The 25,386-nt window shown below is 54.5% G+C and carries 21 protein-coding genes and 1 tRNA gene; 6 read left to right on the forward strand and 16 right to left on the reverse strand.

From position 1 onward, the window contains the following. Positions 1-58: 58 nt before the first annotated feature. The 5 genes from ilvN to gltA form a co-directional block, all read right to left on the reverse strand. Positions 59-556, reverse strand: a complete 498-nt coding sequence (gene ilvN, locus HQL52_03630) for an acetolactate synthase small subunit (protein MBF0368528.1) — start codon at positions 554-556, stop codon at positions 59-61. Between the two features lie 12 nt (positions 557-568). After that, complete coding sequence (ilvB, locus tag HQL52_03635; protein MBF0368529.1) at positions 569-2,263, reverse strand: biosynthetic-type acetolactate synthase large subunit; 1,695 nt, start codon at positions 2,261-2,263, stop codon at positions 569-571. Between the two features lie 233 nt (positions 2,264-2,496). Beyond that, positions 2,497-4,491, reverse strand: a complete 1,995-nt coding sequence (locus HQL52_03640; GenBank protein ID MBF0368530.1) for a PAS domain S-box protein — start codon at positions 4,489-4,491, stop codon at positions 2,497-2,499. Between the two features lie 112 nt (positions 4,492-4,603). Continuing rightward, positions 4,604-4,792: a hypothetical protein gene (locus HQL52_03645; GenBank protein MBF0368531.1), complete on the reverse strand. Its 189-nt coding sequence runs from the start codon at positions 4,790-4,792 to the stop codon at positions 4,604-4,606. Positions 4,793-5,057: 265 nt separating this feature from the next. Further along, positions 5,058-6,356 (reverse strand): citrate (Si)-synthase, encoded by a 1,299-nt coding sequence (gene gltA / locus HQL52_03650; protein MBF0368532.1) that lies wholly within the window; start codon positions 6,354-6,356, stop codon positions 5,058-5,060. Positions 6,357-6,537: 181 nt separating this feature from the next. On the opposite strand from gltA, the gene HQL52_03655 reads away from it, so the two are divergent. Next, positions 6,538-8,025, forward strand: a complete 1,488-nt coding sequence (locus tag HQL52_03655) for a dynamin family protein (GenBank protein ID MBF0368533.1) — start codon at positions 6,538-6,540, stop codon at positions 8,023-8,025. A gap of 139 nt (positions 8,026-8,164) precedes the next feature. Next, positions 8,165-10,849, forward strand: coding sequence for a PAS domain S-box protein (locus HQL52_03660; protein ID MBF0368534.1), 2,685 nt, complete (start codon positions 8,165-8,167; stop codon positions 10,847-10,849). 311 nt (positions 10,850-11,160) lie between these two features. On the opposite strand, the gene fur is transcribed toward HQL52_03660, so the two are convergent. Beyond that, positions 11,161-11,595 (reverse strand): ferric iron uptake transcriptional regulator, encoded by a 435-nt coding sequence (fur, locus tag HQL52_03665; GenBank protein ID MBF0368535.1) that lies wholly within the window; start codon positions 11,593-11,595, stop codon positions 11,161-11,163. Between the two features lie 402 nt (positions 11,596-11,997). On the opposite strand from fur, the gene HQL52_03670 reads away from it, so the two are divergent. The 4 genes from HQL52_03670 to HQL52_03685 all read left to right on the forward strand — a co-directional run bounded on the left by HQL52_03670 (position 11,998) and on the right by HQL52_03685 (position 15,319). Beyond that, the gene (locus HQL52_03670) at positions 11,998-12,861 is read left to right on the forward strand and encodes a hypothetical protein (GenBank protein ID MBF0368536.1); all 864 of its coding nucleotides are present in this window, start codon (positions 11,998-12,000) and stop codon (positions 12,859-12,861) included. 186 nt (positions 12,862-13,047) lie between these two features. Further along, positions 13,048-14,109 carry a cation transporter gene (locus HQL52_03675; GenBank protein ID MBF0368537.1) on the forward strand — a complete coding sequence of 354 codons (1,062 nt, stop codon included), beginning with the start codon at positions 13,048-13,050 and terminating at the stop codon, positions 14,107-14,109. Positions 14,110-14,239: 130 nt separating this feature from the next. Beyond that, positions 14,240-15,010, forward strand: coding sequence for a c-type cytochrome (locus tag HQL52_03680; protein ID MBF0368538.1), 771 nt, complete (start codon positions 14,240-14,242; stop codon positions 15,008-15,010). A 232-nt stretch (positions 15,011-15,242) separates the two neighbouring features. Then, positions 15,243-15,319 (forward strand) — tRNA-Pro (locus HQL52_03685). Positions 15,320-15,486: 167 nt separating this feature from the next. Here HQL52_03685 and HQL52_03690 read toward each other — a convergent pair. The 10 genes from HQL52_03690 to HQL52_03735 all read right to left on the reverse strand — a co-directional run bounded on the left by HQL52_03690 (position 15,487) and on the right by HQL52_03735 (position 25,385). Then, positions 15,487-16,188, reverse strand: coding sequence for a site-specific integrase (locus HQL52_03690; GenBank protein MBF0368539.1), 702 nt, complete (start codon positions 16,186-16,188; stop codon positions 15,487-15,489). 200 nt (positions 16,189-16,388) lie between these two features. Then, the gene (locus tag HQL52_03695; protein ID MBF0368540.1) at positions 16,389-17,618 is read right to left on the reverse strand and encodes an ISAzo13 family transposase; all 1,230 of its coding nucleotides are present in this window, start codon (positions 17,616-17,618) and stop codon (positions 16,389-16,391) included. A gap of 266 nt (positions 17,619-17,884) precedes the next feature. Then, a complete protein-coding gene (locus tag HQL52_03700) occupies positions 17,885-18,172 on the reverse strand; it encodes a HigA family addiction module antidote protein (protein MBF0368541.1) in 288 nt (95 codons plus the stop codon). Between the two features lie 12 nt (positions 18,173-18,184). After that, positions 18,185-18,463, reverse strand: a complete 279-nt coding sequence (locus HQL52_03705; GenBank protein ID MBF0368542.1) for a type II toxin-antitoxin system RelE/ParE family toxin — start codon at positions 18,461-18,463, stop codon at positions 18,185-18,187. 779 nt (positions 18,464-19,242) lie between these two features. Further along, positions 19,243-19,989 carry a PilZ domain-containing protein gene (locus HQL52_03710; protein MBF0368543.1) on the reverse strand — a complete coding sequence of 249 codons (747 nt, stop codon included), beginning with the start codon at positions 19,987-19,989 and terminating at the stop codon, positions 19,243-19,245. A gap of 21 nt (positions 19,990-20,010) precedes the next feature. After that, positions 20,011-20,661 carry a hypothetical protein gene (locus tag HQL52_03715; GenBank protein MBF0368544.1) on the reverse strand — a complete coding sequence of 217 codons (651 nt, stop codon included), beginning with the start codon at positions 20,659-20,661 and terminating at the stop codon, positions 20,011-20,013. A gap of 31 nt (positions 20,662-20,692) precedes the next feature. Further along, the gene (locus HQL52_03720; protein MBF0368545.1) at positions 20,693-21,952 is read right to left on the reverse strand and encodes a heme NO-binding domain-containing protein; all 1,260 of its coding nucleotides are present in this window, start codon (positions 21,950-21,952) and stop codon (positions 20,693-20,695) included. Between the two features lie 6 nt (positions 21,953-21,958). Next, the gene (locus HQL52_03725; GenBank protein MBF0368546.1) at positions 21,959-22,849 is read right to left on the reverse strand and encodes a response regulator; all 891 of its coding nucleotides are present in this window, start codon (positions 22,847-22,849) and stop codon (positions 21,959-21,961) included. A gap of 27 nt (positions 22,850-22,876) precedes the next feature. Continuing rightward, positions 22,877-23,773, reverse strand: a complete 897-nt coding sequence (locus HQL52_03730; GenBank protein MBF0368547.1) for a response regulator — start codon at positions 23,771-23,773, stop codon at positions 22,877-22,879. Further along, complete coding sequence (locus HQL52_03735; protein MBF0368548.1) at positions 23,742-25,385, reverse strand: PAS domain S-box protein; 1,644 nt, start codon at positions 25,383-25,385, stop codon at positions 23,742-23,744. The genes HQL52_03730 and HQL52_03735 overlap by 32 nt, the downstream gene beginning before the upstream one ends. Position 25,386: the final 1 nt, after the last annotated feature.

Below are 25,386 nucleotides of genomic sequence, written 5' to 3' on the forward strand. Positions count from 1 at the left end.
TACACTCCTTACTGGATGGATTGTGATGTTTTTGCAAGCATCAGAGAAAATATTCAGTCTATTTGCGATCAGATCCCTTGCCGGCTCCCCGGGCCATGGCCACCTGTCCGGTACGCACCACCTCGGTCACACCAAGGGGGATCAAAAGATTGAGACAGGCATCGAGCTTTTCACTGCTACCGGTCACCTCAACGATAAATGAGGTCGGCGTGGCATCCACTGCCCGGGAACGAAAAATATCGGCAATGCGCAGCACTTCCGCTCGCACATCCCGCTCCGCCGACACCTTGACCAGCATCAGCTCCCGTCCGACGTGGGGGCCGTCGGTCAAGTCCGTGACCTGAATCACCGGGATCAGCTTGTTGAGCTGTTTGAGAATCTGCTCAATGATATTGTCCTCACCAAAGGTGACCAGGGTGATGTGGGAAGTCTCCCCATCTCCCACCGGGGCCACGGTGAGGCTGTCGATGTTAAAACCACGGGCAGAAAAAAGGCCTGCCACCCGGGAGAGAACCCCAGCCTCGTTTTCCACCAAAACCGAAATCACGTGCCGCATCGCCCACTCCCCTTACAGAAGGATCATTTCATTCAAGGCCGCCCCAGCCGGCACCATGGGATAGACATTGGCTTCGCGGTTGACGCGAAAATCCATGATCACAGGGCCAGGGGTATCAAAAGCCTCGCGGATCACCGGCTCCACCTCCCGGGGACGATCCGCCTTGAGCCCGACGGCCCCGTAAGCCTCGGCCAACTTGATGAAGTCAGGCTGCACCGACATGTCGGACTCGGCATAGCGGCGTTCGTAAAAAAATTCCTGCCACTGACGCACCATACCCAAAAAGCCGTTATTGATGATGGCGATTTTGATGGGCAGGCGATATTGGAGGATGGTCGCCATCTCCTGGATATTCATCTGGATGGAGCCCTCACCGGTGACGGTGATCACCAGTCGTCCGGGATCCGCCAACTGGGCACCGATGGCCGCAGGCAATCCATAGCCCATGGTGCCAAGTCCCCCGGAGGTCAACCAGCGCCGGGGTTTTTCAAAGCCATAAAATTGCGCTGCCCACATCTGATGCTGGCCCACGTCAGTTGCAACAATGGCCCGACCCTCGCTCAATTCATGGAGCTTTTGAATAACAAACTGAGCCTCGGTGGTGCCTTTTTTCTGAGTGTAGGCCAGACAATCCTTGGCCCGCCACTCTTCGATCTCTTTCCACCAAGGCTCAAGGCTGGGCTGCTTTTCCTTGAATGCAGCCTCTTTCACTTCCGGCAACATCCGCTCCAACACATTTTTGATGTCCCCGACAATGGGGCAATCCACCGTGACATTTTTGGAGATGGAGGTGGGATCCACATCCACATGGATGATATCCGCTTCCGGGGCAAATTCAGAAATTTTGCCCGTCACCCGGTCATCAAAACGGGCCCCAATCGCCACCAGCAAGTCGCAACGGTGCACCGCCATATTGGCTTCATAGGTGCCGTGCATGCCCAACATTCCCACGAAGAGCGGATCCGATGCAGGAATCGCCCCCAAACCCATCAGGGTGTTGGTGATGGGTGCGCCCACGATTCGGGCAAGCTCCGTCAACTCGGTAGAAGCATTGGAGAGAATCACCCCTCCCCCGGTATAGAACAGGGGCCGCTTGGCGTTGCGGATCATCTTCACCGCCCGGCGGATCTGACCTGTATGGCCTTTCACCGTCGGCTTGTAGGAGCGAATCTTCACCTCCCCACGGTGGGTCTTGTAGGGCGCAGTCGCGGCGGTGATATCCTTGGGGATATCCACCAAAACCGGCCCCGGTCGCCCCGTGGCGGCGATGTGAAACGCCTCCTGGAGAATCCGCGCCAGGTCGTTGACATCCTTGACCAGATAGTTGTGCTTGGTCGCGGAACGGGTAATCCCAACGGTGTCGGCCTCTTGAAAGGCGTCGTTGCCAATCATCGGCGAAGGCACCTGACCGGAGATGCAAACCATGGGAATGGAGTCCATGTAAGCGGTGGCCAACCCCGTTACCGCGTTGGTCGCCCCGGGGCCGGAGGTCACCAGGGCCACCCCGACCTCGCCACTCACCCGGGCATAGCCGTCGGCAGCATGCAGGGCACCCTGCTCGTGCCGGGTCAGGATATGCTCCAGCTTTTTTTCTTTAAAAATAGCGTCGTAGATGTTCAGCACGGCACCGCCCGGATAGCCAAAAATTGTCTTGACACCCAGGTCCAGCAGGCTGCGTACGATGATTTCTGATCCTGTCAACTCCACCTTATCACTCCTGGAAATGAGATCCCCCCTCAAAAGGGCTTTCTCCAAAGACCAACCGAAAGAATATGAAGTTCCTGATGGATGGTGTCAACAGGGGTATCAGGGGCTGGTCAAAAAGGCTGACATTCGTTTGTTGGTGCCGGGGTCCATCCATAACCTGAAAACCCCGCTCAAACCCCTTCCCAGCGACTTGAGAAACCCGGGCCATGACGCCAAACCCAAGCCCTGACGGGTCAAAATCCTTTGGCCAGGTTATCGATCACCTCAAGCAAGCGGTTTTTGCGGATGGGTTTGGCCAGATGCAGGGTGCACCCCGCCTCCAGGGCTTCCCTCTCCATATCCTGGAAGGCGTGGGCGGTGAGGGCGATGATCGGGGTGATGGGACTTCCTTGATCACTCTCCCAGCCCCGAATCCGCCGGGTGGCTTGCAGGCCATCCATCACCGGCATCTGCAGATCCATCAGCACCAGATCAAAACTCTCCTGCATAAATCGGGTAACCGCCTCTTCGCCGTTGCTGACCGATTCCACCGTATGGGGACTCTTTCGGAGAAACACCTCGATCAACAGGCGATTGTCTTCCGCGTCATCGGCCAACAATATTCGCAATCCTGGTCCGTTGGATATCCCACCATATTGCGAATGGCTTCGAGCCGCCACTGATCCAAGCTTGGGAGCAGATCGCCGCTCTTGAGGAATGCTCTCTTTGGGAACAGACTCTACCTCACCCACTGCAACCGGAGGCAGGCGCAAGGTAAAAGAGAAGGTACTCCCCTCCCCCACCCGGCTTTCCGCCTGCATCCGCCCCCCCATGGCTTCCACCAACCGGGAACAGATGGTCAAGCCCAGACCGGTACCGCCATACTGCCGGGTCATGGAGGCGTCCACCTGGGTAAAGGGCTGAAAAATGGTTTCCAGCTTTTCGGGGGGGATTCCGATGCCCGAATCGATCACGGAAAAAGTATGGAGCCCCTCCTCATCACCGACCACCTGGAGGCAAACCTTCCCCTGCCCGGTAAACTTGATGGCATTGTTGAGGAGATTGATCACCACCTGCCGCAGACGCCCCGGATCTCCCCTGACCCAGGTGGAAGGGAGGTTGGGCCATTCACGGATGAGATCGATCCCCTTTTCCCGAGCCATCAGATCCAGAAGATCCGCAGTTGACTCCAACAGGTTGTTCAGATCGAAATGAACTGATTCCAAAACCAATTCCCCAGCTTCCACCCGGGAAAGATCGAGAATATCGTTGACCAGGGCGAGCAGAGATTCTCCGGCATGGTGGGAACGTTCCAGATAGTTGCGCTGTTGCTGGTTCAAGTTTGTATCCAGCAGCAGCTCCCCCATGCCGAGAATGGCATTGATGGGGGTACGGATTTCGTGACTCATGGTCGCCAGAAAGAGGCTCTTGGCCCGATTGGCGGCTTCCGCCTCCTGCTTTTCCAGCTGAATCCGCTCCGCCTCCTTACGCTGGGTGATATCCCGAATCACGATGGAAAAATAGCGCTGATTCCCCTCACTCCAGATCCCCAGGGAAACCTCAACGGGAAACACCTCACCATTTTTTTTGAGTCCCAGACTTTCCATATTGGGTGCCGGAAACCCCTCCTCCTGTCGCCGGGTGCGTTCCAATCCCCAGCCGTTACCATGGGGCGGCCCATCTTCTGACGCGCCTTTACTGGATTGAGGGATGAGCAGAGAGACCGGACGCCCTATTATTTCATCACACAAGTAGCCGAATAACGTTTCGGCCCCCCGGTTCCAAAAAGTGACCTGGCTATCCTCATTGACGGCAACAATGGCATCGTGGGTGGATTGGGTGATGGCCCGGAAACGGGATTCGCTCTCCACCAACATCCGGCGACTGCGGCGCTCGTCGGCCAATTGTCGGGGCAGCCAGCGGCGAATCAGGATGATCAATACCGCAATCCCGGCCACGACGTTCATAAATTTGGGAATAAAGATATAGTGGGGCTGGGAAAGAAGCGAAAAAATCCACTCCGGCAGAATGCCAAATTTCGAATTAAAATAGAGACCGAAATAGAGGCTTTCGAAAAAAGTGCGAAAGGCATCGATGGCGAGCACGGTCAGGAGTGTCGCAATCACTGCCCCATGGGCCCGGCGGTTTTTCAGGTGGGCCAGATAAAGCACCAGGATCAGGGACCAGAGAAAGACCAGGATCCAGTAGGAGATGGGGGTAAAAATCTGAAAAAAACCGGGATCTTTCACGTGTGTCTTCTAAGGGCGTGTGTCTTCTGAGAGTCAAGATGGCGTTGTTGCGGAAACGCCCCCAACCTTCCAAAGCGTAAAGGCAGAGGCATATGGTTGAATCTGGCAGCTATCAGGGCAGTTCAGGAATGACAATCTCTTCTGCTGGCACCCAGACGATTTGACCGTTTTCCGTGCCGACCACCGGCAACCCCATGTTTTTATGATAAATCATGGCATTGCGAACCCCCCGCTTGATCGCTTGGAGATACTCTTCCTGCTCGGCGAGAAGTTCGTCGGAAATTGGTTGCTTATCAGACATTTGCCATCTCCTTGATCCGTTTCCACAAGAGATCATCATACACATGGATGGTGTTGTGTCCAACACCAAATGCCAAGGGTCGGGACTTCCCCACCTTAGGAAGGCGATCCGACCCCCCAACAGTTCGGATGCACAAGTGGACTTCCCCGCGCCATTGGGGCCGGCAATCACCACCAGTCCGGGCTGCTTTTCCATCTGTACTTCTCTCGATTCAAAACCGATTCACCGCCCCATCCGACACCGGGAGCGGTGAACCGGCCAAAAATCAACCCCGCTGATCCATATCCACATAGTCCCGGGTCTTGGCACCCACATAGAGCTGTCTCGGGCGACCGATGGATTGACCCTTTTCGGAGATCATCTCCATCCACTGGGTGATCCAGCCCACGGTGCGGGCCACGGCAAAAATCACCGTGAACATGTTGTTGGGAATACCGATGGCGGACTGGATGATGCCGGAATAGAAGTCCACGTTGGGATAGAGCTTGCGAGCCTTGAAGTATTCATCCTCCTGGGCGATACGCTCCAGCTCCAGGGCCACCTTGAAGAGGGGATCGTTCTCCCGACCCAGCTCTTCCAACACGTCATGGGCCGATTTCTTGAGCACCTTGGCCCGGGGATCATAATTTTTATAGACCCGGTGACCAAAACCCATCAGACGAAACGGATCGTCGGGATCCTTGGCCCGCTTGATGAAGCCGGGAATATTTTCCACGGAGCCTATTTCGTTGAGCATGTTCAGGACCGCTTCGTTGGCCCCACCGTGGGCAGGCCCCCAAAGCGCCCCGATGCCCGCTGAAGCGGCGGCAAAAGGGTTGGCCTGGGAGGAACCGGCCAGGCGTACCGTGGAGGTGGAGGCGTTCTGCTCGTGATCGGCATGGAGGATGAAGATCTGGTCCATGGCCTTGATCAGCACCGGCGACATGTGAAAATCTTCGCAGGGAACGGCAAACAGCATGCGCAGAAAATTTTCGGTATAGCCCAGATCGTTTTTGGGATAGATGAAGGGCTGGCCGATGGAATATTTGTAGGAGGCCGCCGCGATGGTGGGAATCTTGGCGATCAGGCGAAAGGCGGAAATTTCCCGATGCCGGGGATCACTGATATCCAGAGAGTCGTGATAAAAGGCTGAAAGCGCCCCCACCACCCCCACCATAATCGCCATGGGATGGGCATCCCGACGATATCCCCGATAAAAATTGAGCATCTGCTCATGAAGCATGGTGTGGCTGTCGACAATGCCCTCAAACTCGGCAAACTGGGCGGCGTTGGGCAGCTCACCGTTCATCAGGAGATAGCACACCTCCAGATAGCTGCTCTTTTCTGCCAGCTGCTCAATGGGGTAGCCCCGATAGAGCAAAACCCCCTTGGCACCGTCGATAAAGGTGATTTGACTTTCGCAGGAAGCGGTGGACCGAAACCCCGGATCCAAGGTAAAGAGGCCAAATTCCTTGAAAAATTTGGTGATGTCCACCACCCCCGGTCCCTCGGACCCGTTGATGATGGGCAACTCCATTTCCTTACCTGTACGATTGTCACGAATCGTTAACGATTTGTCGGCCATGTTCTACCCCACTTTTTTTTCGGGTGGCAAAAAGGTACATTACAAAACGGACTGGTTGGATCAGAGGCTGACAGGGCGTCACAGACCCCCTATCGACCTCTCTCCATCCCTTCATACCCCAAAAGCCTATCTCAAACAGCGCGGAAAGCGTACCATTTTTCCCAGGACCGTGGAGATCGACATGTTCATCAGACAAAATGCTCAGATCGAAAGAAGGATTCAAAGCCTGGAGAAGCATCTCAAACAGGAAAACCCGGTTCTGTTGCGGGTGGTGCAAAGTTTTCGGGATTTGGACCGGGTGGCCTATGGTATGGGCCTGCTTAACCGGGACGAATCTTTTGCAACCCGGGTCTCCTGGTGGCCCCTGATCTCAATCCTGGGTACATTCTCCTCGGGTAAATCCAGCTTTATCAACTCCTATCTCGGCCAAAAGCTGCAACGCACCGGCAACCAGGCGGTAGACGACAAGTTTACCGTGATCTGCTACAGCAAGGAGGAGAAGGTCCGCACCCTGCCAGGCATTGCCCTGGATGCCGACCCCCGTTTCCCCTTCTATCAGATCAGCGAGGATGTGGAGGATGTGGCCAGCGGCGAAGGTCGCCGGATCGATGCCTATCTGCAACTGAAAACCTGTCCCACCCCGGAACTCCAGGGACGGATTCTCATCGACTCTCCCGGTTTCGACGCCGATGCCCAGCGCAACTCCACCCTGCGCATCACCGATCACATCATGGATCTGTCGGATCTGGTCCTGGTCTTTTTCGATGCCCGCCATCCGGAACCGGGGGCGATGAAAGATACCCTGGACCACTTGGTGGCCAACACCATCCACCGCCACGACTCCAATAAGTTTCTTTTTATCCTCAACCAGATCGACTGCACCGCCCAGGACGACAATCTGGAAGAGGTGGTGGCTGCCTGGCAGCGGGCTCTCTCCCAATCCGGCCTGATGGCAGGGCGTTTTTACCAAATTTATAACAAGGATATCGCCCATCCCATCCCCGACGAAGCGATTCGGGCCCGTTTTGAAGGCAAGCTTGAAGAAGAGATGGCCGAACTCAAGGAGCGCATCCACCGGGTGGAAGTGGACCGGGCCTACCGAATCATCGGCACCCTGGAAAACACCGCCAAAATGATCTCCGACGAATCGGTCACCAAGCTTACCGATCTCCTGGCCCGCTGGCGCAGTGGTGTTCTCACCATGAACAGCATCCTCTTCGGAAGCTTGGCTGTGATCGTCGGCATTGTTTCCGTGGTCAACGACATCAGCCTCATGCCTCCCAGCATGGATGAATGGATGGCTCGGGACATGCTGACCCAGGTGATCAACATCCTGTCGGTACTGGCCACCCTGGGTGCGGTGGGTTATGTACACCACCTGGTGCGCAAAATGGTCGCCTGGAACATCAGCCGCAAAATCCCCAAAGAGATCGACCGCCCCGAGCTTCAAGATGCAGTCAGCAAGGGTTTTGCCTTCAACACCGGCTCCATGCTCAACTCCATCTTCCGCAGTGGTCCCAAAGGCTGGGGGATGATGAGCAAAAACAAAATCCGCAAGGTCCAGAAAGATACCGACGCCTTTGTTCAGGATCTCAACGATCAGTTTACCAATCCCTCAGGCAAAGCCGGGGCCTCCAACCCCCAAATTCCTCAGGTGGATGCGGACTGATTCGGCCACACCTTCGCATCGGGATCCAAAAGGGGCTCGCCCCAGGATCCCGATGCGGGGAACCTACTTCCGGTCGGCCTCTTTGGATCCTGCGACCTGACCAACCACCCCTATCCCCGAAACCCGATCGGCACAGGGCATGAGTAGTCCACGCCTTACGATTCTCAACCGCATTCCGTTGTCTCTGAAGATGTTCCTTGCAACGGTCCTGGTTGGAATCGCTACCTGGGGTGTTCTGGACTATTGGCAGACCGGCCACGTCAAAGCCACCTTTCAAAACTATCTCCAGGAGCGTGTCCGGGAGCGGGCCCAGGAAAACCGGGTCATTTTTGACCACCACGTCAAAAGCCATCATCAGGCCGTGCGACTCCTCGCTGCGCAAAAAAATCTCCTGGATTATCTCGAAGCCTATCCCCTGGAAAGCCAACCCTTTGCTGAAATTATTTTTCATCAGCGGCCTCCGGATTGGCTACCCCGGCATACCGTACTGAGAATTTTGGTGCCCTTGCGTTTTGCCCTGCTTTTGGGTCCCAAAGGGCAGGTCAAAGAGGTGTATCAAGCGCAGATGGAGCCGCCACCGGCGACCCTATTGCAACCTTCCCGACTGCTGCAACACCTGAGTCACAACCAAACCTTTCTGACACGAATAGATGACCTGCCCTTTCTCATCACCTCGGAAACCGTCACCGACTCCCAAGGGCAGCCCAAGGCGACCCTGATGCTCGCCAACCCCCTGGATCACACCTTTCTTTCCGATGCACTGCTCAATCCAGGTCGCAAATATATGGGGATTGTCGCCCTCCTCGAAGGAGAGACCCCGCGAATCATCGCCTCCAACCAACCGACTCTGGTGCCACCGGGCATCTCTCTTGGTGGGGCTCGTAATAAATTTTTGGTTGAGGGGGAAGAGCCCTTCGACTACGGCTCTTCAGACCTGATGGTACGGCTCATCACCCTGGTCTCCCCGGAAGAGTTCGAATCGATGAGCGGCACCATTTTGCTGGCTGAACGGCAACAACGGGCCATCACCGCGTTCGTATTGATTCTCTCCTGCGTGATCATCGTCATCCACATCGCCCGTCAGATTGAACGGGTGACCCGGGGTATCATCGACTTTTCCTGGAACGCTCTGGGCATCAAACCCCAGGCGATGCAAAACAAGGATGAGCTTCACATTTTAGCCGAGCAGTTCAAGCACCTGACGAAGGAGATCATCCTCACCCGGGACAATCTCCAGGAGGAACTCCACGAGCGGGAACGGGCCGAAGCGGAAATCCGCAAGCTTTCCCAGGCGGTGGAGCAGAGCCCGGCTGGGGTGATGATTGTCGATCCTGATGGCCGCATTCTCTATGTCAACCAGCAGTTTACCCAACTCACCGGCTACCAGGCCCAAGAGGCAGTCGGGCAGGATTTCGGCTTTCCGGATTCCGACGACTTTCCACCGAAAATCCGCCGTGAGGTGATGAACACCGTCGCTTCCGGTCGCACCTGGCGGGGGGAGCTGCAACGCCATCGTCGCAACGGTGACTCCTATTGGGAAGCCAACACCATCTCCCCCATCCGGGATGCCCGCTTGGAGATCACCCATCTGCTGGCCATCAAGGAGGATATCTCCAAGGATATCGAAATAGAGGTCAATCGGGAGCAGGCCAAGGCTGCCGCTGAAGCGGCCAACCAGATGAAAAATGATTTTTTAGCCAACATTACCCACGAATTTCGCACCCCCCTGGCCACCATTACCGGCTGTTCCAAATTGATCCTGGAAGGGGAGTTGGGCCCGATTCAGAAAGGACAGAAAAAATATCTCAAAAATGTCCTCGAAAGCGCCGACAACCTGACGTCGATGATCGACGACCTGCTGGATCTTTCCAAGGTGGATACCGAGCAGTTTATCCTGGAAAAAAGCCCCTTCAACCTCCCCCGATTGGTCCGCAGTGCCCGGGAAACCATCCTTCCCCAAGCCAGCGAAAAAGGGCTGGAGCTGCTCTGCCACATCGCCCCGGAAACCCCCTGCACGGTCATTGGCGACCCCATCCGCATGCGACAGGTGCTGCTGCATATTTTGCGTAATGGTATCAAGTTTACTCCCAAGGGCCGGGTCACTCTGAAGGTGGAAAATCCATCCAGCCAAGGGAATAATACAGCCACCATCCGCTTTACCATCCGGGACACCGGTATCGGCATTCCAGAGGAAAAACAGGATGCCATCTTCGGCGCTTTCACCCAGGGGGACTCTTCAGCCTCTCGCAGCTATGGGGGGTCCGGTCTGGGCTTGGCGATTTCCAAACGGTTGGTAGAGCTGATGGGGGGGCAGATTCATGTGGAGAGTCAGATGGATGAGGGCAGCGCCTTCATTCTGGAGGTGCCCTTCGAACGCCCCTCTGAGGGCAGTGGTGAAGAAATCCTCGAGATGATGCACCGGGGAGCCAAGGTTTTGGTCGCGGGCCGTAATCCCCTGGAGCGGATGATTTTAACCAAGCTCCTCACCAGCATGGAGCTGGAGGTGACCGAAGCTGCCCATTGCGACACCACCCGTGAAACCCTCACGGTCAACGGTGCCCCCCCCTACCAGCTTCTCTTTCTCGATTGCGCCTACTCCCCGGAAAATGCCACCAAAGCGATTCAGGAACTACGCCAAACAGTGGGGCTTGCGCACCTGCCCGTTATACTCTTTTCCTCCGATGAGGCCCCGACCAAAGATAACAGCCACCTCCCTCCCGCTGTTTTCCATCTCCCCAAACCGATCCAAAAAGCCGCCCTCTGCCAAACCGTGAATGAGGCTTTCAGCTTAAGATCGTCCGATCAAAAAGGGTCGGAGATATAGCCGTTCCAATTCAAGGAGGGCACACACGCGTGGCCCGGACAGGCGAATACCCTCATTAGGATCACCCGGGATATGGTCAGCCGTACGAACCCCACCTCCGAACCAGGACCAGGATGGATCAAAATCTTGGAGTACGTAGCGTTACCAATGGGGAATCAATCGCGGGCCAACAAGGCGGGAGCTATCGAAAAGCTTTACCTAAAGAGGCGACATCAGCCGTTTCCCCGAACAACGCAGGCAGACTGGACTTCAGCCGCAGAGGGGATGATTTTGGCCAGGAAATGCCTGCAACGGGAGAGAAGAGGAGAGCGTTATTTTTTTTCTTTGTTGGGACATTTGGGATCCAGGCAATCCACATAGAGGTAGAGCGCGTGATCCTGAACCTGGAAGCCCCTTTCCATGGCGATCTCTTTTTGCCTTTTTTCGATCCCCTCATCATAAAACTCTTCCACCTTGCCACACTGCAGGCAGACCAGGTGATCGTGGTGGTCTCCTTGATTGACTTCGAAGACTGCCTTGCCGCTTTCGAAGTGGTGGCGCACCAGCAGCCCCGCATGCTCAAACTGGGTGAGCACCCGGTAGATGGTGGCAAGCCCGATCTCTTCCCCTTCGGAAAGAAGACGCCGGTAGACATCCTCAGCGGTCATGTGGGGGCCTCCCTGATCAGACAGGAAGAGGTCCAGCACCTTGAGCCTGGGGATGGTGGCCTTGAGGCCTGCTTTTTTCAGGTTTACTTGTGAATCCATGGTGGCGCTTCCCAGCCAGGAAAATCAACAGGGGGTGCCCAAGTTTGGGCTTTTTCGCATACTCCCACTCTCTCATCAAAATTTCAAGTGCCAGGAACCGCTGAAGTTCTCTTTACCTGCCCGAATCTCTCAATATTCCGGGATAACTTCTGACAATTTTCCCTGCCAGGCTTTTGATAACCATACCATTTTTTTCTTTCAAGCCCCTGCCATTCCCCCCATCTTCGGCCTTTTTTCCATCGCCTGCATTCCAGCACTTTCCCTTGGGAACCTCCATTTCATCAGGGTGTCCTACTCTATTGCACCCTGTTGTTTGACCTGTCACCATAACCTGTAGAACAAACCCCACAGTCCACCTTCAATGGCGACGGGGTTACCATTCTTTAAGAGGGATCCAATCCGATGAAAAAAACCGCAGGCCTCCTTTCCGCTCTCTTTCTTCTCTTTTTGGTGACGCCACTCCGAGCCGATGTATTGATTTTGGCCCACGGCTATTCGGGTAATGCCCTCTCCTGGGAAAGAAGCGGGGTTGTTTCCATTTTAGAGGCCCACGGCTGGCCCCGTGCAGGCATGCTTACAGTGGGTGGCCCCAACGGGATTCACCTGGCTCCGGCTCCAGGGGCCAATGCGGCCAATAAGGTCTATGTGGTCAACATGCCTTCGGAAGCCCCCATCCTGGTACAGACCCAACAACTGGAAGGGATGTTAAACCTGATCGCCCAACGCCATCCGGATGAAGATCTCATTCTGGCCGGGCATTCAGTGGGGGGCGTGGTCGCCCGCCTGGCCCTCGTGCGCAGTGGCGGCCCCAACGTCAAAGCGCTCATCACCATCGCCTCTCCCCATCTGGGCACCCCCCGGGCCGAGCAAGCCCTGGATGTGACCGATAGTGACGGCCCCCTGGATATCATCAAAGAGTTCTTTGGCGGTGGAACCTATAACTATCTCGAATATTCCCGCCCTCTGCTGGTGGATATCATCCGCCCCCGTCCCGGCACCCTGCTCCACTGGCTCAACCTGCAACCCCACCCGGCAGTGACCTATGTTTCGGTCATTCGCAGCCAATCTTTCCCGCTGATGGGGGATGTGTTGGTGCCCGGTTACAGCCAGGATATGAATAACATCCTCCCCCTCAGAGGCCGCTCCCGGGTGATTCCCACAGCTACCGGCCACTCCCTGACCCCTGGGGATGGCATGCTGCTGGTCAATGTTCTGGCTCATATTCAAGCCCCGGTGGAAGAGACCACAAAAAAAGATCCTGAATAAGAATCATTTCTTGTTGGATGATGCACGCATCAGATGTATTATTGTCGGCTCTGTCCCCTGCCATCCCTTGAGCGGTGATTTTCAGGTATTCACATCGTGACTGAAGATACACCCGCCTCAAGGGATGGTCCGGATCACTGATGGGGCGTAACCAATACATCCTGCCAACAAAAATGAGCTTGTTGAATGAACGGACACGATCTCAATGCATGGACGCATGGGCACGTTTTTGGTCTCGACGTTAAACAAAAAGGGGAAGCCCGCACCTACTGGGTCATTGGCCTGACCCTGATCACCATGACGGTGGAGCTTGTGGCAGGCCATATCACCGGCTCCATGGCTTTGACTGCCGACGGCTGGCACATGAGCACCCACGCAGCCGCTCTCTCCATCACCGCCTTTGCCTATGTATTTGCCCGCAAACATGTCCAAAACCCCCGATTCACCTTCGGCACCGGCAAGGTCGGATCATTGGGAGGGTTTACCAGCGCAGTCGCCCTGGCCCTGGTTGCCGTACTCATGGCCGTGGAGTCCCTGGATCGGCTGATCACCCCCATTCCGGTCAATTTTCAATCGGCTTTGATGGTCGCCGCTCTCGGTTTGGTGGTGAATGTGGTGAGCGCCTGGATGCTGGGTGGGGCGGATCATCATCATGGGCATGGACACGGGCATGGACACGGGCATGGACACGGACATGGGCACGGACATGGACATGATGACAATCACGATCACGCAGAAGATCACGGTCACGACCATGGGCATGCGCACGCCAACCAGGCGGATTCCCCCCACTCCGAACAGCCCCACCATAAGGATCACAACCTCCGGGCGGCTTACCTCCATGTACTGGCGGATGCCTTGACCTCTGTCACCGCCTTGATCGCACTCACCTGTGGCATGTATCTGGGCTGGGTGTGGATGGACCCCTTCATGGGTATCGTCGGATCGGTTGTGATCGGCTTTTGGTCTTATGGCCTACTCAGAGAGACCGGGCAGGTGCTACTGGATGCCGAGGGCAACACCGGCTGGCGGGAAAAGAGTCTCAAGGCCCTGAACGACACATCGGAAGAGCTTTGCGAAATTGCTGATTTTCACCGCTGGCGGGTAGGTCCATCAAGCCACGCCTGCATCGTCTCCCTGGTGACCCACGATCCCAAACCGACCAGCCACTATCGGGAGCGTCTGGAAAAACTTCCCGGCCTGGATCATGTCACGGTAGAGGTCCACCACTGCCAAACCTGCCAGTAAACCTCCCCACTTTTGGGGGTTCTGCTGCCCTTTCCGATCCCTCAAGCCCCCTCCCCCGGTCGAATTTGCTTGGATGCCAAGAGGGGATTGGCTACCATTTGCCACTTCTTTGTCTTCAGTGGGAGAGATCATGGCAAAACGCGGCTTTCTGACAAGTGGGGTAGTGCTGATTGGGTTGCTGACTCTGGTGTGGTTTTCTTCACCGGCGGTTTCCGGCAATTCCTCAGGTGGTTCCCGCCCCAGCTCCCACTCCGAGCTTTGGGAAATCACCCAGGGGGGGCTTCTCTACGACAACTGGGCCATCGTCCAGGACACCCCCCTCCCCCAATCCACCCACCCCAGCTATCCCATTGAAGGCCAGGAAAAGGGTCCGACTACCTGGCTTTGCCACACCTGTCACGGCTGGGACTACAAGGGGCGGGACGGTGTGTATGGCTTGGGAAATCATTTTACCGGCATCAAGGGGCTGCGCCGGATGGTGGGGAAGCCGGTGGAAAAAATCGTTGGCATCATCCGGGACGATATCCACCAGTTTTCACCTGAGATGATTTCGGAAGCTTCGGAAAAACGCCTGGCGGCTTTTTTGAGTCGGGGGCAGGTGGATATGGACCTCTTCATCGACCCTGACACCAACAAAGCATTGGGGATCGCCCAGAACGGCGAGCAATTTTATCAGTCGATCTGTGCGATCTGTCATGGCCCCTCGGGTAGAGCGATCAATCTGGGGCAGGAGAACGCTCCGATTTATCTGGGGACGGTAGCCAATCGCAATCCCTGGAAGGCACTTCACAAAATCCGCAACGGCCAACCCGGTGCGATCATGATCTCCTTCATGACCCTCCTGGATGTGCAGGATCAGCTGGATATTCTTTCCCACAGCCAGAGACTTCCCCGACGCTGATACCGGCCTCTCTCCAATCCCGTAGAGACAAAAGCCCCGGCCCAAGGAAAAATGATGATATTTTTCCAAATAAAACAACTGCTTATCAAGAACCCTCCCCACCATCTGCAAACTATATCATGGCAGGTCTGGACATCGGCAAACGGGTGGGGTAAGTTGTGTGCGGATTTCAGCTCCCGGGCTTTGGGTTTTACCCAACAAAGCCACCCCAAGGGGTCTGAAATAATGGTCGCGGGGCGTGGCGCAGCCAGGTAGCGCACTAGCATGGGGTGCTAGGGGTCGGAGGTTCGAATCCTCTCGCCCCGACCATTTTTTCCTAAAAAATCAGGCGGTTGGGATTTACTCCTAACTGCCTTTTTTATTGCCCTTGCCCTTGGGAAAATGTGCCGCCCTTGGGAAAATGTACCGATTTTGTGCCATGCATTCCCATCCCCCACCCCATCTTTTCTTTCCAGGCCATCCAAGACACGAACAGCTCAGCGTACATTCTCTTGAGCCAGATGGGCATATTTTTCTGTCTGCTTGATAGAGGCATGCCCCAAGAGATCCCTGATTTCAGACAAAGGCACACCACTGGAAACCAACCAAGCTGCACAGGTGTGCCGAAGATCATGCACCCGAAAATCGTCAATCCCGGCCAGTTGACAAGCCTTTCGGAAGCTGTTTTTGACAGATCCCAGCCGGTTTCCATCCAGATGAGCAAAAACCCAAGGTGAGTGGGGGCAGTGGGCCGCCCTGAACCTTGCACGGCTCAACAGCGCCGCCCGTGCCGTTTCATTGATGGGAACCGACCGGCGCTTTCCGGCCTTGGTGTGCTCCCCTTCCATGTGGATCAAGCCCCCATGAAAATCCACCCTGGACCACTCCAGTCCCAAAAGCTCCCCCCGACGGCAACCCGTATGCAACGCCAACAGGATGAAATCGGCCAAGTGTGTCGCTCGAACAACCTTCCCGGTTGCCTCAACCAGAGCCACTGCTTCTGCTGGACTGATCCAACGAAGTCGACCTTCTGGCAAAGGGGGGACTCTCCCCTTGACCGGATTAGGAATCATCCATCCCAATTCATCCTGTGCGAATGAAATCGCACGATTGAACAAAGCCAACTCCCGCCGAATGGTGTGCATTCCACACCCCTCTGACTCCCGAAACTTGCGGAACTGAAGAAGATCCGCACCCACGATCCTGTCCAGTCTTTGGCCTGTGAAAAACCGATACAGCGCCTTTGCTCCATACTGGTCCAACTGCCAACTCTTTTTAATCTCTCTAGTGGCCTCCAAATATTTCAACATCACTTCATCGAAAGTGCGGGGCGGTTGCGCGCCCCAGGTTGCCGCATGGAAATCATCAAGTTTCCATTTGGCGAAGGAATTGTCCATATTTAACTTGAATAGTTAATGTCAATAAAATAGTTCCACTCGCCATGAAAGGCGTCTTTGGTGAGGTTAACCGCTTTCATTTCCTCATCGGAAACCTTAACCCCTTTGGGATAGCTATCTGTATCCAGTTCTGCCTTAATTGTAAGTTCACCCTTGGTTGTGGTGTTCCCGAGCAGATTGACGATCACCTCATGACTTGTCAGAGGTTTTCCGCGCCAGTTCATGGTGATGTGGCAGAACATACGGTGCTCGATCTTGTTCCACTTGCTGGTCCCAGGGGGGAAATGGCAAACATGAATCCGCAGTCCGGTTTCGTTGGCCAAGTTCTGTAAGGCAACTTTCCAGAGCCGGACCCGGTAGCCGTTACTTCCTCCGCAATCGGCGGTGATTAGCATTTCCGTGGCGGTGGGGTACATCTTCGCCCCCATTTTGTACCACCATCGCCGGATACTTTCGACCGCAAATTCAGCCGTATCGTGGTCGGTGCCAACACTGACCCAGCCCACGTTTGCCGTCTGGTCATAAACGCCGTATGGATTGACCTTTCCCAATTCCTTGTCGGCAAAATCGTGAACACGGACCGGCTCTGGCTTTCCCTTGGGATTCCATTCCCGACCGCCGTTTTTGAAGTCGCCCACCAACTCCTTTTTCTTGGTGTCGATGGAGATGACCGGCTGGCGCCGCCTTTGGAAATCCATGACCTGATTGTTGATGTGCTCAAACTGGGCATCCCGATCCGGATGTCGTGATCCTTCCCGTTTTTTCTGGTTTGCCTGCAGGCTGTATCCAAGAACTTCCAATAAATCAGCCACCTTCTGCCGCCCAATGACATGACCCTGATTTCCAAGGGCAGACGTAAGCTGGCGAACACTCTTGCAAGTCCAGCGTAAGGGAGATTCCGGGTCGCCACGGGACATAGGATCAACCAACCGCTCCAGATCTGCCAGTAGCGTTGGATCGTTTTCGGTGACCCGTTTGCGTCCACCACCGGGAGAACGAACCCGCTTCGACAGTGCCTTGGCTCCCTTTCCAGATTTGGCCGCCGCCAATTCTCGAATGCCTTGGTGAACCGTAGTACGCGAAACGCCGGTGGCTCTGGAAATACACGAAATTCCCCCTCGGCCAAGAGCATTGGCCTCGGCGGCAGCCCATAACCGGCGGGTCCGTTCATCCAGCACGGTCTTCAGCGATTCATACTTCTCACGAATGACATGATCTGTGTCTCCGGTCATGCATCCAGGTTATCGCCGGCCCATAGAATGTTCAAGTTATTTGTGGACAGCTCCTTAGGTAGCCGGACATCTGTTCCACCAAACGCCTCGACAAGCTTCAATGCGGCATCAAGACCGATCTCCCTGCCTACCCCTTGAAAAGATGCTGGAAGATCCTCAAGGCGAACTGAGGATAGCGTTTTGGAAGACATCATAAGGTGGGCTCTCCAACTCCCTTCGGTTTAGGCCGGGCTGGAGCTCGAAGGCGCTCGATGCCCGGTGCAGAGTCAAGCCGCCTTAAAGGTGGCAACCTGGATATTACCCACCTTCTGTTCTGCTTTCCACAGGTCATAAAGCATCTGCTGGGAGAGCCAGCTTTCGGGGCTGCCGCCGAAGGCTTTGGCCAACCGTATGGCCATTTCGGGGGAGATACCGGAACGGCCATTGAGCACAGCCGACAGGGTTTTGCGGGTAATGCCAAGCCCTTCTGCCGCCTTGGTCACCGACAGCCCCAGGGGCTCCAAACAAAGCTCTCGAATCACTTCACCGGGGTGGGGTGGGTTGTGCATGCGCATGGTGGTTGCCCCTCAATGGTAGTCCAGATAATCCACGTCTACGGCGTCTTTTCCCTCAAACCGGAAGGTCACCCGCCAGTTGCCTGAAACGGAAACGGCGTAATGCCCTTTCAGGCTTCCCCCAAGCGCATGGAGCCCCAAGCCGGGCAAATCCATATCTTCAGGGCTACCGCTCGCCTCCAACCGGGCCAGGATGACACGAAGGCGCTTGAGGTGTTCCGGCTTGATCTTCCGTTTGGAACCGGTCTCGAAAAACGCTCTCAATCCCTTATGCCGGAAGTGTCGAATCATGGGCTAAGTGTAACCAGGAACGTGTCAGGTAGCAATTACGTAAAGAGACCAAAAACAAAAAACCCGAAGGGAAGGCCGCACGCCTCACCCTTCGGGTTTTCGGTCGGGCTGGCGCTCAAAGGCGCTCGATGCCCGACCAGCCCCCCCATGGGGAGGGGAATGGATGTGCCAGAATTGTGTCAGCCCAGGATCATCCTCACATTTTCCATAGCCAATATTGACAGAATGGGAACGAAACCATCATGGCAACTTGTTGTTTTTGAAGATTAACATGCCTGCTGTTGAAGATGGGGTGCTAGGGGTCGGAGGTTCGAACCCTCTCGCCCCGACCATTTTTTCCTGAAAAATCAGGCAGCTGGGATTCATTCCCAACTGCCTTTTTTATTGCCCTCGCCCTTGCCCTTGCCCTCGCCCTCGCCCTTGGAAAAATGTGCCGCCCTTGGGAAAATGCACCGATTTTGTGCCATGCATTCCCACCCCCCACCCCATCTTTTCTTTCCAGGCCATCCAAGACACGAACAGCTCAGCGTACATTCTCTTGGGACAGATGGGCATATATATGACATGCCCGTCACCAAGACCGCCATTGCCGTCTCCACCGTCCTTAGGACGAAACCACCCCCAATCAGATCAAGATATTGGCCCTACTCACCACCCTGGAGGAGAAACACCCGGCCCTGTTCCCGACCGATGATTCAGCCCCCAAGCTCCGGATGATCGGAATCCGAAACGCTTCCATCCGAAATTCCTGGTTGAGTATAGGCCGCCACCACTGTTTTTTATGTTTTGCCAAACAGCTCTTTGCGTTTTTCAATCCGCCGTCTTTGGAGGGCAGTGACGAGATTTTCGAAAAGTTGGGCTTGTTTGCTTGAACTGATCAAAAACTGAAGCCGGAAACTGATATTTCCAGCCACGGGTATCTGTTGAAGAATTTTGGCCTTTGCTGTCGCCTGAATCCCCCGCTCCTTCCAGTCAACCACCACTTCAATACGAGCATTGTTGGACATTTTTGGAACCGGACCCAGGGTGACCAGACGCATTCCACCTATGCTCAGATCCAGAGGGTTGGCTAGAAAAGAGATCCCGGAAGGGCGAATCACTTTTACCGTCAATCTCCAGGAAGGCTCCACATCCACCCGGAAAGCCGTTCTTTTTTGGCGGTTCAGGAACAGTTTTTCAGGTACTGAAAGACGAATGCAGCGGGTTGGGCTCATTTCCAAAAATTTGACCTGCGCCTCAGCCACATGCCGGGTGGTGAAAAAATGGAGATTCACATATTCACTTCGACGAATGCGGATATTTCCCACTGGCGGATCCAGCGGTCCGATTTCCAAAAACCGTCCGGCCACAATATCCTCCATCCGCTCCAGTTCGTTTTCAAATCGGGAGTAAAATAAAATCGCATCATTGCTCATCTCCACCTGGACAGGATGACCTTCCGTTAAGGCGGCAGCAAGCAGTTTGGTGCATTCCGATGCATTCCCAACAATCAATTCATAGGGTTCTAAAGCAGGTTGATTGGCCATTTTTTCCACCATTTGCGATGCCTACAGCCCGGAGACCCAAACTCGCGACAGCTCCAGAAAGCGGCAGATGTGGCTGATGTTGTGCTTGTCTTTGAAACCCACTTCATCGGAATAACGAAAATTCATCTGTGAAAATCGTGTATAATCAAATTTTTTAATGGAGGCGTTCCAACACTCCTGTGAGACGTTCACCCAGTTTTTGTCTCCGGAAAAGCTTTCAGCTGTTCGTTTTAAATGGTCCGGCAGACTTTGCAGGCGGGCACAGTCGTTCATGCCGCTGCCAATGTAGTTCACCTTACCAGTGGCATCCTGAAAGGGAATGACCACTCCATTGTGTACCGAAAGCCGAATTCCGGAAAAAACCTGACTGGCCTGCCGACTTTTGAATAAAATGATGTTTCTGAGACCCAGAGCCAGAATAGGGGCATATCCCATCAGGCTTTCGTGGAGGATTAGATAACAACCATCTCCGGTCGGGACCATACCACGGACAATTTCCCGCTCATCCAGAACGGCCGGAATGCCGATAAAATGAATCGCATCGATGATGCCGTGGTTGATGATGGAAACAGTCGTGAACTGATCCTCATCCCTCAAAGTGGAAAAATCGACCACATCCAACAACAGAATGTCGGTTATGATTCGGCGCGGTTGTTTGAAGGTCAAGCTCATGTCGGTCCTCAGAAAAAAGCGGTTTACCCGACTACTGAATGCGTTCCCGCAGATCCCGAAGTACTTCCAATTGAATTTGCATGATGTATTGCTCCATGGTGGCCAGATCCTTGGTTGAAATGTCACTAAAGACCAACCGCATGATTTGCCGATCAGCTTTTGATGAAATTCCCAGAAGCTCTCCGGTAGGCTTGAGTTCCACTTGGCGCTGCTCAAGATCTCCCAGGAATGGATCCCAATTTTTTACGGCCAGAGAGAGTTCCAACTCCAGGTTTTGGTAGAGTTCATCCTCTTTGAAAAAATGGGATGATGGACTCTCCACACTGATGCCACTCATGGAAATATCCAGCAAACGTGTTGTGAGCGTTTGCTCTGCAGAACGGATGATCACCGACACCTCTTCGCCAGGTTCAATTCGGACAGCAGCACGTTGTCCTACCTGTCCTTCAGCATAGACAATATGGCTGAGGGTCAAGCTCATGGTTTGCCAGTTGATGCCCTTGACCCGACCACGCAGGCCGATATCCACCCAAGGGCTGGACATGAAAGTGACCCCCTCGGCTTGAGCTGCGACCAGTTGGGTTCGGGGCGCTTTGATCAGAATGGCATTTTCAGAATATTTCAAAAGCAGAGCGGGATAGGAAATGGGCACTCCCTTGTAGAGGTTGAACAGCTTCAGGTCACCGCCATGATTCAATATTTCCTTGATTTCATGATTGGCGCCCACTTCCGACTCACCATGGACCCCCAGTAACCGTACATTGATGCGACAAAGGCGTCCTTTTTTCAGCATGCAAATGTTTTCGTGGATATCCACCTGTTCGCCAAAATAGTCTGCAAGCCCCATAACAATCCCTTTGACCACCCCACATAATTTTCTTGGGGATTGATAGGCGATGGCTACTTCGTTGCTCCGCAAACGCACGCAGCGGATATCCGGCGGTTGCAGCTGGGGGTTGTAGGAGTGCAAAGCAGAGTGGATGAGGTGCTTGGTGTTTTCGATGACATCGAGAGTTTTCCAACCGGGCTGGATAAGCCCCAAAAGCCCCCCAGTCTCCACAAGCGTTTTGGCCATGAACCGGCCAAACGCCACCATGGCCTGATAGGGGTCCAGATTCAGCTGGGCTGCCATACTTTGAAAGAGTGAGACGAAGACTTCATCGGGATAGATCATCCCCACATGAAAAGCCCTGGGGCGCTGGTTGATATTGGCCACCACAGCAGCCCAGCTTTTGCCATCAGCCCTGGAGAGAAAAAACTCCTGCAATTTATGGAAAACGAATCCATGCATCGGGAGTCACTCCTTTTTTGGAGGAGACGGCTGGTGGATGACCAGGACCAGGGAGTGGGATCCATCCAGGCCTGAAGCATCTCCTTGTTGGAGAATGGAGCCGGAGACCATCAGCGTGACCTCCTTTCCCGCCTGTGTCGAAAAGGTCTGAGGAATATTGCGCTGGGGACCCTGATGGAGAATCCGGGTCATCAAATCGGTCAGGTCACTCTCTGGAAAAAGCTCACTGACATAAGATCCCAACAGCGCCTCTTCACTCCGGCCCAGAAACTTGACCGTGGCTGGATTGACAGAGGTCACCAATCCCTCCCCGGTACAAACCAACAACCCTTCCGACAGGGAAGACACGAGATTTTCCAAATACCAACGGGCCATGGCGTGCTCTTCAACCTGTCTTTCCAGATCGCTCTGGAGACGCCGCAGACGATCATCTTCCCGCCAGCTGTTGCAGGCGTTACGAGCCAGCTGAAGGATTTCTTCACGGGTTAAGGGTTTGCGAGCCAGGAGTACATCATGGCGGATGCTTTCCTGAATTTCGTCAACGGATCTATCGCTATAGGCGGTTACGATAACGATGTAGATCCGATCATCCATGGCCCGGATACGGCGTGCTGCTTCCAGACCATCGATACCGGGGGGCATGCGGATATCCACAAAGGCCACCTGGAATGGGTGATTGTCCGCAAGGGCTTCCCGAACCCGTTCCACCCCTTCCTCTCCTTGGGTGGCAGTGGTGACCTGGTAAATGGGTTTTGGCTCCCCAATGGATTCAGAGTTGGCCGCAAAGCCATCAAGCAGGGATGGCTCCTCTCTGGAAGGAGAAAAAATGTCCTGATAGACCTCCAATAGCTGCTGGTCGTCATCCAAAACCAAAATTCGGTGGGTGGCATGGGACATGGGAGTTCCTCCTTGAGACTTACTTCATCACGGCGTTACGTTTTTCAGGACGGTCAAATCATTCAATACCAATAAAACCGACTGTTCCCGCCCATCCGTGGAGCAGATGGTGGTGCCACTCATGAGAATCGGGAGTGTAGAACGGTCGGCGCGAACCAACGTTTTGTGGATATGCCGGGGTTTGGCGTTGGTCTCGACGATACGTCGCACCAACTGACTGACATCGGTTTGCCGGAACAGAATACCCACCCCCTTCATGGTCAGATCCCACGGTTTGTATCCACTCATTCGGATAGCTGCAGGATTCATATACCGGATTCGGCCAAATGGTGAGCAGACGATGATTCCTTCGTTGAGGCAGGAGATGATGTCGGTGAAGTACCAACGCATCGCATCCAGGTTTTCCACTTGATGTTCCAGCCGGTTTTGCTCCTGCAAATGGGCTTGCTGGGCTTCCCAGCTCAGGCAGCCATTTCTTGCCAGCTGGTAAATTTCATCCCCGGCCAATGGCTTGCGGGTAAAGATCACGTCATGGGAGAGGGTTTCCTGGATCTCCTCGATATGTTTATCGCTGTAGGCTGTGACGATGATGATGTGGATTCGTTCGTCCAACTCCCGAATGCGTCTGGCTGTCTCCAGGCCATTGATTCCTGGAGGCATGCGGATGTCGATAAAGGCCACCGCAAACGGGGCTTTCTGAGCAAGGGACTCCACTACCAGCAAAACAGCATCCAATCCCTGGTTAGCGGTTTTGACCTGAAACGGAGTTCGCTGCTCAGGAGGGGCCTCCTTTGAAGATGAAGAGTGGACAAAACTATCCAATTGGGACATCCCACTCGATGGCTGTGTGGGAGAAAGAATTTCCCGATAACTATCCACTATGTTTTGATCGTCATCGACCACCAACACGTTTCGGTTTGTCATGGCTATTCTCCAGACACGATTTTGGCAACCGAATGACCATTTCCGCTCCTGTGTTGAGCCCCCGGCTTTCAGCATGAATCGAACCGTTCAGGGATTGGATGAAAGTGGCCGCCGAATGCAATCCATAGCCGGTCCCACGGTTTTTGGTTGTGAAACCAAAGGAAAAAATATTTTCCAGCTGTTCGTGGGCAATGCCTTGGCCATTGTCTACCACCCGAATTTCCAAACCGTTGGAGTCGGACTGGGCGGTGATTTGTATCAAACCTTCCACCGTCTCGGAGCGTCTACGCTCCAAGATGGATTCAGCACTGTTTTTGACCAGGTTGACTAGAAACTGCACCATTTGGCTGCGTGGCATATTGAGTTCATACAGGGATAAATCGGTGCTGATCTGCGTGCGAATTTGGTGTTTGTCCAAGTGGTCCAGTTGTAGCCGCAGGGCATTGTCCACCAGTTCCGCCAAGTTGAAACGGGAACTGTGAATGGCTGGTTGGGCCGTTTCCTGGTGTATTTTGATGATTTCTGAAATGTGGTTCACACCCTGCTGAATGGTCTGGGATTCCTTGCTGAAGAGGCCGGCCCCCAAATGTTTCAAGCGCTCACCGACCTCAACGAGCACCCCTTCCAAAGCATTCAATATATTGTGATCGCTCTCCCCCTGTTGCCTCTTATTGACCAATAACGTATTGAAATCCATAAAAATAGCCGCCATTTTTTCCAATTCCCGGCTGGCCGTCACCATTTTTTCCGCCCGATGGGAAATACTCATGATGGCATTGCCGATATTGTGGAGGATGGCCACGCTCATTTCAGCCACACCTGATTGGAATGAGGCAAAATGCTCCTGCTGCTCCAGACGGCGGCGTTCGGTAATGTCCCGGATGACACCGACGAAATAGCGTTTGCCTGCCCGGCTCCAGGTGGTGAGGGACATTTCCATGGGAAAAATTTGACCATTTTTCCGCTGGCCTTCCAGTTCCAACACCTGGCCTGCCAGATTGCTGTGTCCGGATTGGCTGACACGCCTAAGCCCTTCGCTGTGGGACAGGCGGTATTTTTCCGGCATGAGCATCGTCACCGGTTGGTTGAAAACCTCCGACTCCCCGTAACCGAAAACCTCTTCAGCCCCCAGGTTCCAAAACAGGATACAACCGGTTTCATCGGCGGTGATGATGGCCTCATTGACCGAGTTGACGATAAACCGCAACTCCTCACTGTTGGCCCGGATTTCTTTTTCGATGTTGTATTTGTGCAGGGCGATTTCGATGTTGGATTTTAATTCCCGGGAATCAAACGGCTTGAGCAGGTAACCGTAGGGTTCGGTCAACTTGGCACGGGCGAGGGTCTGCTTGTCGGTGTGGGCGGTGAGGTAGACGATGGGTATGTCCTGGTTGGCCCGAATTCGAGTGGCGGCTTCTATACCATCCATTTTTCCCTTGAGCCGGATATCCATGAGAACCAGTTTGGGGTGGCTTTTCATGGCCAGAGTGACCGCCTCCTCACCGGTTTCCACCACTCCGGCGACGTGGTAACCAAGATCCAATAGCGACTCCTCAAGGGCCATGGCTGTGATCCCTTCATCTTCCACCACCAGGATTCCGTCACCGTTCATG

The sequence above is a fragment of the Magnetococcales bacterium genome (genome assembly GCA_015232395.1).
Taxonomy (GTDB): Bacteria; Pseudomonadota; Magnetococcia; order Magnetococcales; family JADFZT01; genus JADFZT01.